Genomic DNA, 16594 nt, shown 5'->3' with positions numbered 1-16594 from the left:
ACATCACAGGTGGGCGTCGATGAACGCGGTCAGCTGCGATTTGGACAGGGCGCCGACCTTGGTGGCTTCGACGTTGCCGTTCTTGAACAGCATCAGGGTCGGGATGCCGCGCACGCCGTGCTTGGCCGGGGTTTCCGCGTTTTCGTCGATGTTCAGCTTGGCGACGGTCAGCTTGCCTGCGTAGTCTTCAGCGATGGCATCCAGTACCGGAGCGATCATCTTGCATGGGCCGCACCATTCAGCCCAGTAGTCGACCAATACCGCGCCTTCGGCCTTGAGTACGTCGGCTTCGAAGCTGGCGTCGGTGACGTGTTTGATTTTGTCGCTCATGGAAATCTCCAAGGTCGTAAGCAGAAAAAACGTTGCCCATCATAGCGGCACCCTGACGCGACAGGAAGCCATGGGCGATTGACTGTATCTATAGTTGTGCAAGACCCCACGAATCGAAACTGTCATATCACCGTCATAACATCGCTATCACATTGCCATGCATCAAAGCCTTGCAGTGCTGCGCGTTGGCGGATGGCCACGATCGTGGCACGATTGCCAGGTTAACGACCGAGAACCCCCAGACCATGCCGCATACCACCGCGAAGAACCTGTCTCTGATCGCCGCCATCGACCTGGGCTCCAACAGCTTCCATATGGTCGTGGCCAAGGCCCATCACACGGAAATCCGCATTCTTGAGCGGCTCGGGGAAAAGGTTCAGCTCGCTGCCGGCATCGACGAAGAGCGCAAGCTCAGCGAAGAAGCCATGCAACGGGGCCTGGAGTGCCTCAAGCGCTTCGCCCAACTGATCAACGGCATGCCCGCCGGCGCGGTGCGCATCGTCGGCACCAACGCCCTGCGCGAAGCGCGTAACCGCAACGAATTCATCCTGCGCGCCGAAGCCATTCTCGGCCACCCGGTCGAGGTCATCTCCGGCCGTGAAGAAGCGCGCCTGATCTACCTGGGGGTTTCCCACACCCTCGCCGATACCCCCGGCAAGCGCCTGGTCGCCGACATCGGCGGCGGCAGCACCGAGTTCATCATCGGCCAGCGCTTCGAGCCACTGTTGCGCGAAAGCCTGCAGATGGGCTGCGTCAGCTTCACCCAGCGCTACTTCCGCGATGGCAAGGTCACCCCGGCGCGCTATGCCCAGGCCTACACCGCCGCGCGCCTGGAGCTGATGAGCATCGAAAACGCCCTGCACCGCCTGACCTGGGACGAGGCCATCGGCTCGTCCGGTACCATCCGCGCCATCGGCGCGGCGATCAAGGCCGGCGGCCTGGGCAACGGCGAGGTCAACGCCGAGGGCCTGGCCTGGGTCAAGCGCAAACTGTTCAAGCTCGGCGAAACCGACAAGATCGACTTCGAAGGGGTCAAGCCCGACCGCCGGGCGATCTTCCCGGCCGGCCTGGCAATCCTGGAGGCCATCTTCGACGCCCTGGAACTGGCACGCATGGACCACTGCGACGGCGCCCTGCGTGAAGGCGTGCTGTTCGACCTGCTGGGCCGCCACCACCATGAAGACGTGCGCGAACGCACCCTGAACTCGCTGATGGAGCGCTACCACGTCGATCAGGGCCAGGCCGCGCGCGTCGAGCGCAAGGCCTTGCACGCTTTCGACCAGGTGGCAGCGGCATGGGACCTTGAAGAGGGCAATTGGCGCGATCTGCTGGGTTGGGCAGCGAAAGTGCACGAAGTGGGGCTGGACATCGCCCACTATCACTACCACAAGCACGGCGCCTACCTGATCGAGCATTCCGACCTGTCGGGCTTCTCCCGCGAGGACCAGCAGATGATGGCCCTGCTGGTGCGCGGCCACCGCCGCAACATCCCCAAGGACAAGTTCGCCGAGTTCGGCGACGAAGGCGTCAAGCTGATTCGCCTGTGCGTACTGCTGCGCTTCGCCATCCTGTTCCACCACATCCGCGGCACCCAGCAGATGCCAAAGGTGGAACTGCAAGCCGCTGATGACAGCCTGGAAGTGGTGTTCCCTGACGGCTGGCTGGAGCAGAACCAGCTGACCCAGGCCGACTTCGCCAACGAGGCGGAGTGGCTGACTCGGGTTGGGTTCGTTCTTAGCGTGCGCTGAAAGCCAGTTTTGGCAGAGGCCTGTGGGAGCAACTGTCTTATGTTGTCAGTGCTGGCCTCATCGCTGGCAAGCCAGCTCCCACAGTTACGATGCTTGCCGCAAGGCTAGCGCGATCCCTGTGGGAGCAACTGTCTTGTGTTGTCAGTGCTGGCCTCATCGCTGGCAAGCAAGCTCCCACAGTTACGATGCTTGCCGCAAGGCTAGCGCGATCCCTGTGGGAGCAACTGTCTTGTGTTGTCAGTGCTGGCCTCATCGCTGGCAAGCAAGCTCCTACAGTTACGATGCTTGCCACGATCCATGTGGGAGCGGCTTTAGCCGCGAACACCGGCGTAGCCGGTGCCATCCACCGCGTCGCCTGCTTCGTGGCTGAAGCCGCTCCCACAGGGGAAGCGGCTCGCCATCACAGCTAGCGTACGTTCAGCACCGGGTTGCTCAGCCGCTCCAGCAACGCCGCCTGCGCACTGCGCGGGTTCTGGTTGCCGGTCGGCGAGCTGCGCACGTAGCGCCCGTCCGGCTGCAGCGTCCAGGCCTGGGTGTTGTCGGTCAGGTAGCCTTCCAGTTCCTTCTTCACCCGCAGCAGCAATTTCTTGCCTTCCACCGGGAAGCAGGTCTCCACTCGCTTGTCGAGGTTGCGCTCCATCCAGTCGGCACTGGACAGGTAGATCTGCTCCTCGCCGCCATTGAGGAAGTAGAACACCCGCGTGTGCTCGAGGAAGCGGCCGATGATCGAGCGCACGTGGATGTTGTGCGACACCCCCGGGATGCCCGGACGCAAGCAGCACATGCCACGCACCACCAGGTCGATGCGCACGCCCGACTGGCTGGCCTTGTACAGCGCCTTGATGATCTTGGCATCGGTCAGCGAGTTGAACTTGGCGATGATGTGCGCCGGCTTGCCGTCCAGGGCGAACTGGGTCTCCCGGGCGATCATGTCGAGCATGCCCTTCTTCAGGGTGAACGGCGCATGCAGCAGCTTTTTCATGCGCAGGGTCTTGCCCATGCCGATCAGCTGGCTGAAGAGTTTGCCGACGTCCTCGGTGAGGGCGTCGTCGGAGGTCAGCAGGCTGTAGTCGGTGTACAGGCGGGCGTTGCCGGCGTGGTAGTTGCCGGTGCCCAGGTGCGCGTAACGCACGATCTCACCCTGCTCGCGGCGCAGGATCAGCATCATCTTGGCGTGGGTCTTGAAGCCCACCACCCCGTAGATCACCACCGCGCCGGCGGCCTGCAGGCGGCTGGCCATCTGTAGGTTGGACTCTTCGTCGAAGCGGGCGCGCAATTCGATCACCGCAGTGACCTCCTTGCCGTTACGCGCCGCGTCCACCAGGGCGTCGACAATCTCCGAGTTGGCGCCCGAACGGTACAGAGTCTGGCGCACGGCAAGCACGTGCGGGTCCTTGGCGGCCTGGCGCAGCAGGTCGATCACCGGGGTGAAGGACTCGAACGGGTGCATCAGCAGGATGTCCTGCTTGCCGATCACGCTGAAGATGTTGTCGGCATTCACCAGCAGCTTGGGGATCGCCGGGGTGAACGGCGTGTACTGCAGCTCCGGATGGCTGTCGAGGCCGGTGATGCTGAACAGACGGGTCAGGTTGACCGGGCCGTTGACCTGGTACAGCTCGCTCTCGCTCAGGCTGAACTGCTTGAGCAGGTAGTCGGACAGGTGTTTCGGGCAGGTGTCGGCCACCTCGAGGCGTACCGCGTCGCCATAGCGGCGCGAGAACAGCTCGCCGCGCAGGGCGCGGGCCAGGTCGTCGACCTCTTCGGAGTCCAACGCCAGGTCAGCGTTACGGGTCAGGCGGAACTGGTAGCAGCCCTTGACCTTCATGCCTTGGAACAGGTCATCGGCGTGGGCGTGGATCATCGACGACAGGAACACATAGTTGTCGCCAGCGCCGCCGACCTCTTCCGGCACACGGATCACCCGTGGCAGCAGGCGCGGCGCCGGGATGATCGCCAGGCCCGAGTCGCGGCCGAAGGCATCGACGCCTTCGAGCTCGACGATGAAGTTCAGGCTCTTGTTCACCAGCAGCGGGAACGGGTGAGTCGGGTCGAGGCCGATCGGGGTGATGATCGGGGCGATCTCGTCGCGGAAGTAGCGGCGCACCCAGGTCTTGAGCTTGGGCGTCCAGTAGCGGCGGCGGATGAAGCGGATCTGGTGCTTCTCCAGCTCCGGCAGCAACACGTCGTTGAGGATCGCGTACTGGCGCTCCACCTCGATGTGCACCAACTCGCTGATTCGCGCCAGCGCCTGGTGCGGCTGCAGGCCGTCGGCCCCCGCCTGCTCACGGGCGAAGTTGATCTGCTTCTTCAGCCCCGCCACGCGGATCTCGAAGAACTCGTCCAGGTTGCTGGAGAAGATCAGCAGGAACTTCAACCGCTCGAGCAGCGGGTACGACTCATCCAGCGCCTGCTCCAGCACGCGGATGTTGAACTGCAGCTGGGAAAGCTCGCGATGAATGTACAGGCTGCTGTCGTCCAGGCTCGGCACGGCGATTGCCGGGGCCGGCGCCGGTGCTGGGGCCACGGTTTCGACCACAGGCGCAGGCTCGGCCTCTGCTGCCGGCGGCAGGTCGGGCGGGGTCTGCACCATCTCTTCGGGCACGGCCTGGGCATCCTTGATCGCGACAGGTGTGAGCACTTCGTTATTCATCTGAGGTTCCTGTGAGGGCGTTATTGCCCTCTCAACATTTGAGCGGCGCGCACGGCGAAATACGTCAGGATGCCATCGGCACCTGCCCGTTTGAAGGCGGTAAGGGATTCGAGGATCACGGCTTCGCTGAGCCAGCCGTTCTGGATCGCGGCCATGTGCATGGCGTACTCGCCACTGACCTGGTAGGCGAAGGTCGGCACCTTGAACTCGGCTTTCACCCGCTGGACGATGTCCAGGTACGGCATGCCCGGCTTGACCATAACCATGTCGGCGCCTTCGGCCAGGTCCAGGGCCACTTCGTGCAGGGCTTCGTTGCTGTTGGCCGGGTCCATCTGGTAGGACGCCTTGTTGGCCTTGCCCAGGTTCAGCGCCGAGCCGACCGCGTCGCGGAACGGGCCGTAGTAGGCACTGGCGTACTTGGCCGAGTAGGCCATGATGCGCACGTTGACGTGGCCGGCCAGTTCCAGGGCCTCGCGGATTGCACCGAGGCGGCCGTCCATCATGTCGGACGGGGCGACGACCTGGGCGCCGGCGTCGGCGTGGGACAGGGCCTGGCGCACCAGGGCATCGACGGTGATGTCGTTCTGAACGTAACCCTCTTCATCGAGGATGCCGTCCTGGCCGTGGGTGGTGAACGGGTCCAGCGCCACGTCGGTGATCACCCCCAGCTCCGGGAAGCGCGCGCGCAGGGCACGAGTGGCACGCTGGGCGATACCGTCCGGGTTCCAGGCTTCGGCGCCATCGAGGGATTTCTTCTCGGTCGGCGTTACCGGGAACAGCGCCAGCGCCGGAATGCCCAGTTCCACCCAGCCCTGTGCAGCTTCGAGCAGCAGGTCGATCGACAGGCGTTCGACGCCCGGCATCGAGGGTACTTCCTCACGGCGGTTCTCGCCGTCCAGGACGAATACCGGCAGGATCAGGTCATCGACGGTCAGGGTGTTCTCGCGAACCAGGCGACGGGAAAAGTCGTCCCGGCGGTTGCGACGCAGGCGGGTGGCAGGAAACAGACGGTTGGCGGGGGTAAAGCTCACGGCAGACTCCTGAGCCCGCGCAGGCGGGCGAGCGCGACAGTTATAAGCGGCCATTATGACGCCTGTGTTACACCCAAGGGCAACCCTGCGACTTGTGGCCGCAGTCATTGTCCTTGTAGGAAATGTTCACGTCGAGACACATTTGGACACTTTCCCGAACGAGCACGAAGGGGTAGGCTGCGCGTTCATTTCGCCAGCACGTCAGAAAATGCTTCAACAATTCCTGAACGATTTCGGCTATTTCGCCCTGTTTCTCGGCACGTTCTTCGAAGGCGAGACCATTCTCGTGCTCGCAGGTTTTCTGGCGTTCCGCGAATACATGGACATCAAGCTGGTGGTGCTGGTGGCGTTCTGCGGCAGCTATGCCGGCGATCAGCTGTGGTACTTCATGGGCCGCCGCCACGGGCGCAAGATCCTCGCCCGCAAGCCGCGCTGGCAGGCCATGGGTGACCGGGCGCTGGAGCATATCCGCCGCCACCCCGACCTCTGGGTCCTGAGTTTCCGCTTCGTCTACGGCCTGCGCACGGTGATGCCAGTGGCCATCGGCCTGTCCGGCTACCCGCCACGCCGCTACCTGCTGCTCAATGGTATTGGCGCCGCGGTCTGGGCCCTCGCGCTGGGGCTTGCCGCCTACCACTTCGGCGCCATCCTCGAAGGCATGCTGGGCAGTATCAAGAAGTACGAGCTATGGGTGCTCGGCGCCCTGCTGGGCCTGGGCTTGCTGCTCTGGCTGCGCCGGCGCTTCCGTACCCAGCGCGCCGAGCGCCGCGCGGCGGCAGAAGGCCAGGAAGCACAAGCTGAGCAAGCTGTAAGCCAGGAGCAGCCCCCAAGCCAGGGGCGTGACCAGCACTAACCCCGAAGCGCCGGCCAGATACAGTGCCGGCGCATTCAAAAGCAGCCGCAGCAACTCCATGCGCCCTGCCCAGGGCCGGTCTTCCAGCGCCGCGCCCAACGCGAACAAGCCGAACGCCATCACCGCCCAGCCCAGCAGCAGCGCGGCGAACGGCACCCGCTCGGCCACGTCCATCAAGTAACTGCCCAGCGCCACGTACACCGCGAACTGCACAACCACGTACAGCTGCTGCATGCCGTGCAGCGCGATGGCGAACTTGCGAAAACGCGCCAGGTCCTGCTTGGGGTGCGGATCGGCAGCCGCCACATCCGCCGGGCGCCAACCGGTGGGCATGAACCAGATGCGCAGCTTGTCCCACAGGCGGCCGGTGCGCCGGGCATCCGCCCACAGCTGCGCATAGAACTGCAGGTTGGCCCACAGCGGGTTCCAGCTGGCCAACGGCGTGGTCACGCCGAAGATCACCGGCTCATCGTCGTCCTCTTCCTGGAAGGTGCCGAACAGCCGGTCCCAGAAGATGAACACACCGCCGTAGTTGCAATCCAAATAGCGAGGATTCTGCGCATGGTGGACACGATGGTTGGACGGCGTGATCAGCACCCATTCGAGCCAGCCCAGCTTGGGCACATGGCGGGTATGCACCCAGAACTGATACAGCAGGTTCAGCGACGCCACGGTGATGAACACCACCGGCGGCACGCCGAGCAGCGCCAGCGGCAGGTAGAAGATCCACGAGAAGATGAAGCCGCTGCTGGTCTGGCGCAGCGCCGTGGTGAGGTTGTATTCCTCGCTCTGGTGATGCACCGAATGCGCGGCCCACAGCACGTTGCGCTCGTGGCCCATGCGGTGCAGCCAGTAATAGCAGAAGTCGTAGAGCACGAAGGCGCCCACCCATACCCACCAGGCCTCGGCCGGCAGGCGCAGCAGCGCCAGGTGTTCCCAGGCCAGGGCATAGGTGAGCAGCCCGACGCCCTTGGCCAGCAGGCCGGTACTGGTCGACAGCACGCCGGTGCTCAGGCTGTTGATCGAATCGGCCAGTCGATAGTTGCGCTGGCCGCGCACGCGGTCGGCGACCAGCTCCACGGCGATCAGCACAAAGAACATCGGCACAGCCAGCAGAATCAGGTCCATCGGCGGCAGTCTCCAAGGGTGTCGCAAGAGATTCGGGTTTGTACGAAAAGTCGCCGAGCGGCGATCAGGCAAGGCGAAAACAGGCGAGGAAGCGGAGTTTGCTGGTTGCAAATGAGCATTCCGAGCCTGTTTTCAACGCAGCATGATCGTCGCGCAGGCACTTTTCGTACAAAGCCTAGGCCGCGCCTGGCCGAACCCCTATGGCCACATCTGCCAAACTAGAGGACATTTAGCGCCTCGACACTGGAGTAATGAGCATGACCAAGAAAGTAGCGGTGATCCTTTCCGGCTGTGGCGTCTATGACGGCGCCGAAATCCACGAGAGCGTGATCACCTTGCTGCGCCTCGACCAGCGCGGCGCCCAGGTGCAGTGCTTCGCACCGAACATTGCGCAGATGCATGTGATCGATCACCTGACCGGCGAACAGATGCCCGAGTCGCGCAACGTGCTGGTCGAGTCGGCACGCATCGCCCGGGGCGAGGTGAAGGACATTCGCGAGGCCAAGGTCGAAGACTTCGACGCGCTGATCGTACCCGGCGGTTTCGGCGCCGCGAAGAACCTCTCCAACTTCGCCGTTGAAGGCGCCAATTGCAGCGTTAACCCCGACGTGCTGGCCCTGGCTGAAGCCTTCGCCGATGCCTGCAAACCGGTGGGCCTGATGTGCATCTCGCCAGCCCTGGCAGCCAAGATCTACGGCCCAGGCGTGGTCTGCACCATCGGTAACGACACCGGCACCAGCGCGGCTGTGGTGAAGATGGGCGGCACCCACCAGGAGTGCGATGTGCATGACATCGTCGAAGACACCCAGCGCAAGCTGGTGACCACCCCGGCCTACATGCTGGCCAAGTCGATCAGCGAAGCTGCCGGCGGCATCTACAAGCTGGTGGACCGGGTGCTGGAGTTGACCCACGAAGGTGACAAGTAAACCCCGCACCGCAAGCGGCTAATGCCAGTCAGTTAGGGCTTCATCGCACCTATTGGGGCTGCTTTGCAGCCCTTCGCGGGTAAACCCGCTCCCACAGAGATCGCACGGAACCTGTGGGAGCGGCGGTTCGCCGCTGCGATTTACCCGCGAAGGGTCGCACAGCGACCCCAACTGCCTTAGCTGACTGGCATTACGTGGTCTTAACCTTTGCGTGTGGTCCGGCTCAACTGCCCATCCACCCCCACCGGCACCTCGCCCGCCAGGGTGACCCGGCGCACCACGCGTGGCTGGGTGCCATAGTCGTCCACCGCGTAGTGCTGGGTCGCGCGGTTATCCCAGATCGCCACATCCCCCGCCTGCCAGCGCCAGCGCACAGTGTTCTCCAGGCGCGTCACATGCCCCTGCAACACCGCGAACAGGTGCTGTGAATCGGCCAGTGAATAGCCCTTGATGCGTTTGACGAAATGCCCCAGCTGCAGCGCCCGCTCGCCGCTGATCGGGTGCACCCGCACCACCGGGTGCTCGGTTTCGTACACCGTCGAGGTGAACACCTTGCGGTAGCGCTCGAGCTTGGCCGGGTCCACGTCCGGCTTCACGCTGGCGTAGTCGTACTCGTTGCTGTGCACCGCCCAGAGCTGGTCGGCCAGCGCGCGCAGGGGTTCCGGCAGCTCCTGGTAGGCGGCGGCAGTGTTGGCCCATACCGTGTCGCCACCCGAAGCCGGGGCCACCACGCTGCGCAGGATCGAGGCCTTGGGGTAGGCATCGACGAAGGTCACGTCGGTGTGCCAGGAATTGGCCCGCTGGCCCTCGGCGCCATCCAGCTGCAGCAAGTAGCTGGTGCCGTCCACCACCGGCACCGTGGGGTGGGCGATCGGCTCGCCCAGCAATTGGGCGAAGGCCTCCTGGCCGATGTCATCGAGGTGGTCCTGGCCGCGGAAGAAGATCACCTTGTGCTGCACCAGCGCCGCCTGAATCGCGTCGATGGTGGCCGGGTCGAGGTCGGCGGACAGTTTGACGCCACGGATCTCGGCGCCGATGCGCCCGGCGACGGGGTGGATATCCAGCTCAAGGGTGTGTGGCGCGGTAGCCAGTGCGGCGTTGCTCATGGTCGTGGTCCTCAGGGTTTTTGTCGGGGTTTTGAATCAGCGGGCGGCCTGCACGGCCTGGTCCTGTCGCAGGGCGGCATCGAGGAAGCGCGGTTCTACCCACTCGCTTACCTGGAAATCCCGGCGGATCAGGCGCTCCTTGGCGGCCAGGTCGACGCCCTGTTGCAGCAGGCCGACGAAGCCGGCGTCCAGGCGCGGGTCGAAGTAGGCGGCAAGGTTTTCCTGGGCCAGGTCATCGCGCAGGATGCTCTTCGGCCAGTTGGCGGTGGTGGCCACGAGGTCGATGTAGGCGTCGCGGTTGTGCTCGTCGCGCAGCCACTTCACCGCCTGCAGCTGGGCATTGACCAGGCGCTGCACCAGTTCGGGGTGCTGGCGGATGAAGTCGCCGGTACCCAGCAGCACCGCCTGGGTGCTGCCGGCGCCCTTGAGGTCGCGGGAGTTGACCGGCAGCTCGACCAGGCCGCGTTCGCGCAGCGACAACAGGTTGGACAGGCCCCAGGTGGCGTCGATCTGCTTGGCCGCCAGCGCGGCGTTGGCGGCGTTGAAGTCCAGGTTGATGACTTTCAGCTCACGCTCGGACAGCCCTTGGCTGGCCAGAGCGCTGGCGAACGACAGCTGGTTGGCGGTACCGCGGAACACCGCCACGCGCTTGCCCTTGAGGTCTGCCAGGCTGTGGATGCCCGAGCCCGGCACCACGCCGAGGTAGCTCTTGACCCCGCGCACACCGGCCGACAGCACGCGGGTGTCCAGGCCATTGGCCTTGCCGATGATGGCGGCTAGGTCACCCAGGTAGGCGAAGTCGGCCTGGCCGTTGGCCAACGCCTCGTTGACCACGGGGCCGGCGCCCTTGAAGAAGCGCCAGTCGATACGGATGCCGTCCTTGGCAAACTCTTTTTCCAGCAACTGCTGGTCACGCAATACATCGACCACGCCACCAGCGCTGGGCTTGCTGCCGGCGCTGAGGTCGGGCACGGCAATACGGATCACGTCGGGCTGCGCGGCCAGCGCCGCCAGCGGCAAGGCGCTCAGCAAGCCGGCGAGCAGCGGGGTGAGCAGGTGGCGAAAAGGGGTTTTCATGGCAAGGCTCCTTGGCAAGCTGCCACCGGCGATGGCCGGCGCTTTGGCCAGAAGCTAGGCAGGTCCGGTTAGAACCTACAAAGATCAATACGTCATTCTTCAGTAACCAGAAGGCATAAAACAGCGGCCATGCGGGCCTTGGGGCGGCTTGCAGGCAGCGCATGGAAAATATGAGGAAAACGCAACGGGTTGGGGCTTCCCGATGCAGGGAGCGCATGCTCTTATCTCTTGAATGTTATTTGTGTGAACTTTTAATTCCATAAATGAATAAACAAGGAACGGTTTGGGAGATGGCCGGATGAGCGGAGTTTTGAGCAAGCCCAGATGGCTTCTGGGGCCGCTGCGTGGCCCGTTCGCGGCGCAAGGCCGCGCCTACGGCCATGCCGCGCTGCCTTGGGTCGTGCCGGTGCTGCTGGCGGCGTTGTGGCTGGTGGCCAGCCGCGAGCACTGGATGAGCGAGCAGATCCTGCCGGCGCCGTCGCTGGTCTGGCAAAGCGCCCTGGAGTTTGGCTCCGGTGAGCTGTGGAGCCACCTGTGGATAAGCTTGCAACGCCTGCTGTGGGGGTTGCTGGCGGGCATCGCCAGTGGCCTGCTGCTGGGCACCTGGCTGGGGGCTTCGCGGCGGGCGCAGACCCTGGTGCTGCCGACCTTCGTGGCCCTGGCGCAAATCCCCACGCTGGCCTGGATCCCGCTGTTCATGCTGTTCTTCGGCATTGGCGAAGTGCTCAAGCTGGTGGTGCTGGTCAAGGCGGTGGTGGTACCGGTCACCCTGCACACCTTGGTCGGTGTGCGCGACGCCCAACCCAAGCTGCGCGAAGCCGCCGCCACCTTGCGCCTGCCCGCGCACCTGTTGTTCCTGCGCCTGCTGCTGCCAGCTGCCCTGCCCGCCTTTCTCGCCGGGGTACGCCTGGCCCTGGCCACCGGCTGGACGTCGCTGCTGGCGGTCGAGTTGCTGGCCTCCAGCGAAGGTATCGGCTACCTGATGGTCTGGGGCCGCCAGCTGTTCATGCTCGACCTGGTGTTCCTCTGCATCCTGCTGATCGGCATGGTCGGCGCGGTGATGGACCGTGGCTTCTCGCGCCTGGAGCGCAGCCTGCTGTACTGGCCGCAACCGGCCACCGGCGAGCAGCCGCGTGGCGCCGTGGCCAAGGGCTGGCAGAGCCTGTTGCTGCCGGCAGCGCTGCTGGCCCTGTGGCAGTGCGCCAACAGTTTTGGCTGGGTAGACGTCAATATCCTCGCCTCACCACTGGATGTACTGCGCAGCCTGTCTGCCGGGCTGCTGGATGGTTCGCTGAGCGAAGCCTTGCGCCTGAGCCTGCAACGCACCCTGGCCGGGTTGCTGCTCGGTGGCGGCGCGGGCTTTGCCCTGGGGCTGCTGCTGGGCTTGTCGCAACGCAGCGAGCGCCTGCTCGGCCCGAGCCTGTCGGCGCTGCGCCAGGTGGCGCTGTTTGCCTGGGTACCCTTGCTCACCGCCTGGTTCGGCCTGGGGGAAGGCGCCAAGCTGGTGTTCGTCGCCCTGGCGGCGTTCTTCCCGCTGCTGATCGCCACCCAGCGCGGCATCGCCAGCCTGTCGCCGCAGCTGGGCGAGGCGGCCCAGGCGCTGCGCCTGGGCCTGGCGCAACGCCTGCGCCTGCTGGTGCTGCCGGGTGCTGCGCCGGCGATCTTCGCCGGCCTGCGCCTGTCGCTGATCTACGCCTGGCTGGGCACCATCGGCGCCGAATACTTCATGCCCTCGGACGGCGGCATCGCCAGCCTGATGATCGGCGCCCAGCAATTGTTCCGCATGGACCAGGTGATGGCCGCCATGGTCCTGATCGGCCTGGTCGGCGCCCTGCTCGGCCACCTTGGCCAACGCCTCGAATCGCGCGCCACGCGCTGGAGATCCGCATGAACGCCTTCATCACCCCGGCCCTGCACGCGGCCAATCAACCTGACGCCACGCCACCGCTGGTCAGCTTCGAAAAAGTCGGCAAGACCTTCAGCGTGGACGGCCAGCCGTTCGAAGCCATTCGCGACTTCGACCTGTCGATCGAGCAGGGCGAATTCATCGCCATCGTCGGCTCGTCGGGCTGCGGCAAGTCCACCCTGCTGCGCCTGCTGGTGGGCCTGGACAACGACTACAGCGGCCAGATCCGCGTCGATGGCCAGGTGGTCAGCGGCATCGGTGGCGAGCGCGGCATCGTGTTCCAGGAGCACCGCCTGTTCCCCTGGCTGACGGTGGAGCAGAACATCGCCCTTGGGCTGGTCAACGACAAGCTCACCCAGGGCGAGCGCGCCCGCCGGGTGCATGAGTTCGTGCAACTGGTGGGGCTGGTCGGTTTCGAATCGGCCTACCCGCACCAGCTCTCCGGTGGCATGGCCCAACGCGTGGCGATCGCCCGGGGGCTGGTGGCCAGCCCGCGCATCCTGCTGCTCGACGAGCCGTTCGGCGCCCTGGATGCATTGACCCGCCAGCAGTTGCAGGACGAGCTGCTGGCGATTCGCGAGCGCTCGGGGGTGACCATTCTACTGGTGACCCACGATGCCGAAGAGGCGACCTACCTGGCCGACCGGGTGGTGGTGCTGGAACCGCGGCCGGGGCGGATCAAGGCGGTGGTGGAGATTGGGCTGCCACATCCGCGCCAACGCACCGGGGTGGCGCTGCATGGCTTGCGCGAGAAGGTGCTGCACCAGATTACCGGGGATGGCGGGTATCTGCGGCCGGTGGTGCAAAGAGTGGAAGGGTTGCGGCCGGAGTTGATTGCTCTTTAAGCCTGTACCGGCCCTATCGCGGGGCAAGCCCGCTCCCACGAACTGGACTGCCCCAAGGATTGGATTGTCTTGGGGGCAGTCCACAGCGTGGGAGCGGGCTTGCCCCGCGATAGATTTCAGCCCAGTTCGCGAAGATAGGCCCAAGGATAAATCCCCCGCTCATGCCCATCGCTGAACACCAGCTGCACCCCATACCCCTGGGCCTCGATCCGCGCCACGCGGACATCCTCGCCCACCAGCGAAATCGCGCCCTTCAACCGCGCCGCGCGGCACTGTGAGCAAGGGCAGGCACCGCGCAGTCGGGCGTGGCTGATCACCTGCTCGACCTCGCCCCACTGCACCAGCAGCTCACCGCGTTCGCGGCGGTTGCGCAATGCACTGGGCGCGCTCATCACACCGCCCCCTGCAACTGCGCCAAGGCGATGCGCACCGCCTTGCGCACTTCCGGATCGCTGTCGGCCTCGGCCGCCTGCAACGCCGGCAATGCCCGGGCTTCACCCAGCTCACCCAGCGCCAGCGCCGCCTCCTTGCGCAGGTTGGCGATGCCATGGCCAAGCAACTGCGCCAGCCCATCCAGCGCTGCCACATGGCGCAGCCGGCCCAAGGCCCTCGCCGCGCGCAAGCGCACCTGCCAGTAACTGTCGGCCAGGGCCGCGATCAAGGCCTGGCCCGCTTCCGCCTGGCCGACCTTGCCCAGGGTGGTCGCCGCCTCTTCACGCACCTGCCAGGCCTCATCGGCCAAGGCGCCGATCAGCGCCGGCAGCACACGGGCATCGCGGGCCAGGCCCAGCGCGCCAATGGCGGCGCGGCGCACTTCGGTATCCGGCTCGTTGGCTGCCAGCTGCGCCAGCGCGGGCAAGGCCGGCGCATGCTTGAGCCAGCCCAGGATGCCCACCGCTTCGCGGCGCACGCCGGCATCCACATCCGCCAACGCCTGCAACGCAGGCACCGCGGCGTCCTCCAGGCGCAGCTCGCGCAGGGCGCGCAGGGCGCTGGCCCGCACGAACGCATCGGCATGGGTGGCCCAGGGCAGGATCAGTTGCCCGGCCTCCTGGGTCTTGAGCTCGCTCAGGCTCTGGGCAGCCGCCAGGCGTACCGGCTCGGCGGGGTCGGCCAATGCGGCGCACAGGCCCTGCACCACTTCCGGCGTCTCCCAGGCTTCGAGCAGGCGCGCGGCTTCGGCGCGCACCTCAGCATTGGCATCGACCAACAGCGCATCAGTGAGCCAGGGCAGGCCGTCCGGGTCTTCCAGGTCGGCCAGTTCGATCAGGGCGATGCGCCGCACACCGGCATCCAGGTCGTTCAGGCGTGGCAGCAGGTCGACGATATCGGGGTTGTCTGTAAATCGTTCAGTCATAGCGCAATCCGCAGCGGAGGATGGTCGGTGTCGGGCAGGCCCAAGGGTGTCAGGCGCGGCAGTTCGCGGCCTTCTTCATGGCGCAGCAGCGCCAGGCAATGGCGTTTGAGGTGGGTGAATTCGGGGCTGGTCAGCAGGCTCGCGCGCCGCGGGCGGGCGAAGTCCAGCCGCAGGTCTTCGATAAAGCGCCCAGGCCGGGGGCTCATCACCAGGATGCGATCGGCCAGGAACAGCGCCTCGTCGATGTCATGGGTGACGAATACCACCGTGGTGCGGATGCGCGCCCAGATATCCAGCAGCAGTTCCTGCATGCGCGCACGGGTCTGCGCATCAAGGGCGCCGAAGGGTTCGTCCATCAACAACAGGCGCGGGCGGTTGATCAGCACCCTGGCGATCTCGGCGCGCTGCTGCATGCCGCCGGACAACTGGCTGGGCCAGCGTTGGGCGAAGTCACCCAGGCCGACCAGTTGCAGCATCTCGGCGGCCTGGTGCTGGCGCTCGGCCTTGCCCTGCCCCTGCATCTTCAAGCCGAAGGCCACGTTGTCGAGCACGCTGCGCCACGGCAGCAGGGTGTGATGCTGGAACACCATGCCCCGTTGCGGCGAAGGGCCATCGACCGCTTGCCCGTCCACCCGCAATTGGCCGCTGGCCGGGGTAAGGTGCCCGGCCAATGCGCCGAGCAACGTGGACTTGCCGCAGCCGGACGGCCCGAGGATGCAGACGAACTCGCCCGGGGCGATGGCAAAGTCCAGCGCCTGCACCGCTTCGAACGCGTCACGCCCATGGCCCAGGCGAATCGACAAACCCTGCGCGTCGATACGCCCGGGCAGCTGTTGATGACTGCTCATCACGCGCTCCTCCGTATCCACGGCGTGGCCAGCGCGCCAAGGCGCTTGACCAGCGCGCTGCTGCCCATGCCCAGCACGCCGATCAGCAGCATGCCGACGATGATGTCGGGGTAGTTCTGCAAGGTGTAGGACTCCCAGGTGTAGTAACCGATACCGAATTGCCCAGCGATCATTTCGGCGGTCACCAGGCAGAACCATGAGGTGCCCATGCCGATGGCCAGCCCCGTGACGATGCTCGGCAGCGCGCCCGGCAGCACCACTTCGCGCAGGATCGCCCAGCGTCCGGCGCCCAGGCTGCGCGCCGAGGCCACCAGGCGCGGGTCGATCGCCTCGACGCCGTGCACGGTGTTGAGCAGGATCGGGAACAGCGCGCCGGTGAAGGTGATGAACACCATCGACAGCTCCGATGAGGGGAACATCAGGATCGCCAGCGGGATCCAGGCCACCGCCGGGATCGGCCGCAACACCTCCAGCGGCGGCATCAGCGTGTCCTCCAGCCACTGCGAGCGGCCGATCAACAGGCCCAGGCTCACCCCCAGCAGCGCCGCCACGCCGTAGCCGGCGAACACCCGCGCCAGGCTGCTGCCCAGGTGCGCCAGCAAGGTGTTGGAGGCCAGCAGTTGCCAGGCGGCGTCGAGCACCGCGCCGGGTGTGGGCACGTAGGTGAAGGTGAGCAGCAGCAGGTCCAGCTTGTGGCTCGCGGCCAGCTGCCAGAACAGCAGGCAGGCCAGCAGCGAAGCCAGGCGCAGGGGCCAGCGCGCAAGGTCACGGGTCATGGCGGCGGCTCCC

14 protein-coding genes and 1 pseudogene are annotated in these 16594 nt (G+C 65.6%); 5 read left to right on the top strand and 10 right to left on the bottom strand.

The features are described 5' to 3' along the window. Positions 1–3 precede the first annotated feature (3 nt). The gene (trxA, locus tag LOY51_RS01075; RefSeq protein ID WP_125462165.1) at positions 4–330 is read right to left on the bottom strand and encodes a thioredoxin TrxA; all 327 of its coding nucleotides are present in this window, start codon (positions 328–330) and stop codon (positions 4–6) included. Between the two features lie 245 nt (positions 331–575). On the opposite strand from trxA, the gene ppx reads away from it, so the two are divergent. Further along, the gene (gene ppx, locus LOY51_RS01070) at positions 576–2078 is read left to right on the top strand and encodes an exopolyphosphatase (protein ID WP_125462164.1); all 1503 of its coding nucleotides are present in this window, start codon (positions 576–578) and stop codon (positions 2076–2078) included. Between the two features lie 406 nt (positions 2079–2484). On the opposite strand, the gene ppk1 is transcribed toward ppx, so the two are convergent. Both ppk1 and hemB read right to left on the bottom strand, forming a co-directional pair. Beyond that, complete coding sequence (ppk1, locus tag LOY51_RS01065) at positions 2485–4728, bottom strand: polyphosphate kinase 1 (protein ID WP_125462163.1); 2244 nt, start codon at positions 4726–4728, stop codon at positions 2485–2487. Between the two features lie 20 nt (positions 4729–4748). Beyond that, positions 4749–5759 carry a porphobilinogen synthase gene (gene hemB / locus LOY51_RS01060; RefSeq protein ID WP_110995709.1) on the bottom strand — a complete coding sequence of 337 codons (1011 nt, stop codon included), beginning with the start codon at positions 5757–5759 and terminating at the stop codon, positions 4749–4751. Between the two features lie 208 nt (positions 5760–5967). Here hemB and LOY51_RS01055 point away from each other — a divergent pair, with 208 nt between their 5' ends. After that, positions 5968–6612 carry a DedA family protein gene (locus LOY51_RS01055; RefSeq protein ID WP_110995710.1) on the top strand — a complete coding sequence of 215 codons (645 nt, stop codon included), beginning with the start codon at positions 5968–5970 and terminating at the stop codon, positions 6610–6612. 501 nt (positions 6613–7113) lie between these two features. On the opposite strand, the pseudogene LOY51_RS01050 reads toward LOY51_RS01055, so the two are convergent. Further along, a pseudogene (locus tag LOY51_RS01050) lies at positions 7114–7713 on the bottom strand (sterol desaturase family protein); the annotation flags it as partial. Positions 7714–7997: 284 nt separating this feature from the next. Here LOY51_RS01050 and elbB point away from each other — a divergent pair. Next, positions 7998–8666, top strand: coding sequence for an isoprenoid biosynthesis glyoxalase ElbB (gene elbB / locus LOY51_RS01045; RefSeq protein ID WP_125462161.1), 669 nt, complete (start codon positions 7998–8000; stop codon positions 8664–8666). A gap of 200 nt (positions 8667–8866) precedes the next feature. Here elbB and LOY51_RS01040 read toward each other — a convergent pair whose 3' ends face one another. Together LOY51_RS01040 and LOY51_RS01035 are read right to left on the bottom strand one after the other, a co-directional pair. Beyond that, positions 8867–9772, bottom strand: coding sequence for a TauD/TfdA dioxygenase family protein (locus tag LOY51_RS01040; protein ID WP_110995712.1), 906 nt, complete (start codon positions 9770–9772; stop codon positions 8867–8869). 36 nt (positions 9773–9808) lie between these two features. Beyond that, positions 9809–10849 carry an ABC transporter substrate-binding protein gene (locus tag LOY51_RS01035; RefSeq protein ID WP_125857074.1) on the bottom strand — a complete coding sequence of 347 codons (1041 nt, stop codon included), beginning with the start codon at positions 10847–10849 and terminating at the stop codon, positions 9809–9811. A gap of 298 nt (positions 10850–11147) precedes the next feature. On the opposite strand from LOY51_RS01035, the gene LOY51_RS01030 reads away from it, so the two are divergent. Then, positions 11148–12740 carry an ABC transporter permease gene (locus LOY51_RS01030; RefSeq protein ID WP_258644093.1) on the top strand — a complete coding sequence of 531 codons (1593 nt, stop codon included), beginning with the start codon at positions 11148–11150 and terminating at the stop codon, positions 12738–12740. Further along, a complete protein-coding gene (locus tag LOY51_RS01025) occupies positions 12737–13600 on the top strand; it encodes an ABC transporter ATP-binding protein (protein ID WP_125857072.1) in 864 nt (287 codons plus the stop codon). Before LOY51_RS01030 ends, LOY51_RS01025 begins: the two co-directional genes overlap by 4 nt. A gap of 116 nt (positions 13601–13716) precedes the next feature. On the opposite strand, the gene LOY51_RS01020 is transcribed toward LOY51_RS01025, so the two are convergent. Genes LOY51_RS01020 through LOY51_RS01005 form a run of 4 tightly spaced genes read right to left on the bottom strand, consistent with a single transcriptional unit; the run spans position 13717 to position 16581 of the window. Then, positions 13717–13992: a DUF971 domain-containing protein gene (locus LOY51_RS01020; RefSeq protein WP_258644092.1), complete on the bottom strand. Its 276-nt coding sequence runs from the start codon at positions 13990–13992 to the stop codon at positions 13717–13719. Continuing rightward, positions 13992–14957: a HEAT repeat domain-containing protein gene (locus tag LOY51_RS01015; protein WP_258644091.1), complete on the bottom strand. Its 966-nt coding sequence runs from the start codon at positions 14955–14957 to the stop codon at positions 13992–13994. The genes LOY51_RS01020 and LOY51_RS01015 overlap by 1 nt, the downstream gene beginning before the upstream one ends. After that, positions 14954–15805, bottom strand: a complete 852-nt coding sequence (locus LOY51_RS01010; RefSeq protein WP_258644089.1) for an ABC transporter ATP-binding protein — start codon at positions 15803–15805, stop codon at positions 14954–14956. The genes LOY51_RS01015 and LOY51_RS01010 overlap by 4 nt, the downstream gene beginning before the upstream one ends. Continuing rightward, positions 15805–16581, bottom strand: a complete 777-nt coding sequence (locus LOY51_RS01005; RefSeq protein ID WP_125857068.1) for an ABC transporter permease — start codon at positions 16579–16581, stop codon at positions 15805–15807. The genes LOY51_RS01010 and LOY51_RS01005 overlap by 1 nt, the downstream gene beginning before the upstream one ends. Between the last annotated feature and the right edge of the window lie 13 nt (positions 16582–16594).

The sequence above is a fragment of the Pseudomonas sichuanensis genome, assembly GCF_024749065.1.
Lineage (GTDB): Bacteria > Pseudomonadota > Gammaproteobacteria > Pseudomonadales > Pseudomonadaceae > Aquipseudomonas > Aquipseudomonas sichuanensis.
Note: the sequence above shows the minus strand (reverse complement) of the source record. Positions and strands in the feature narration are given on the sequence as shown.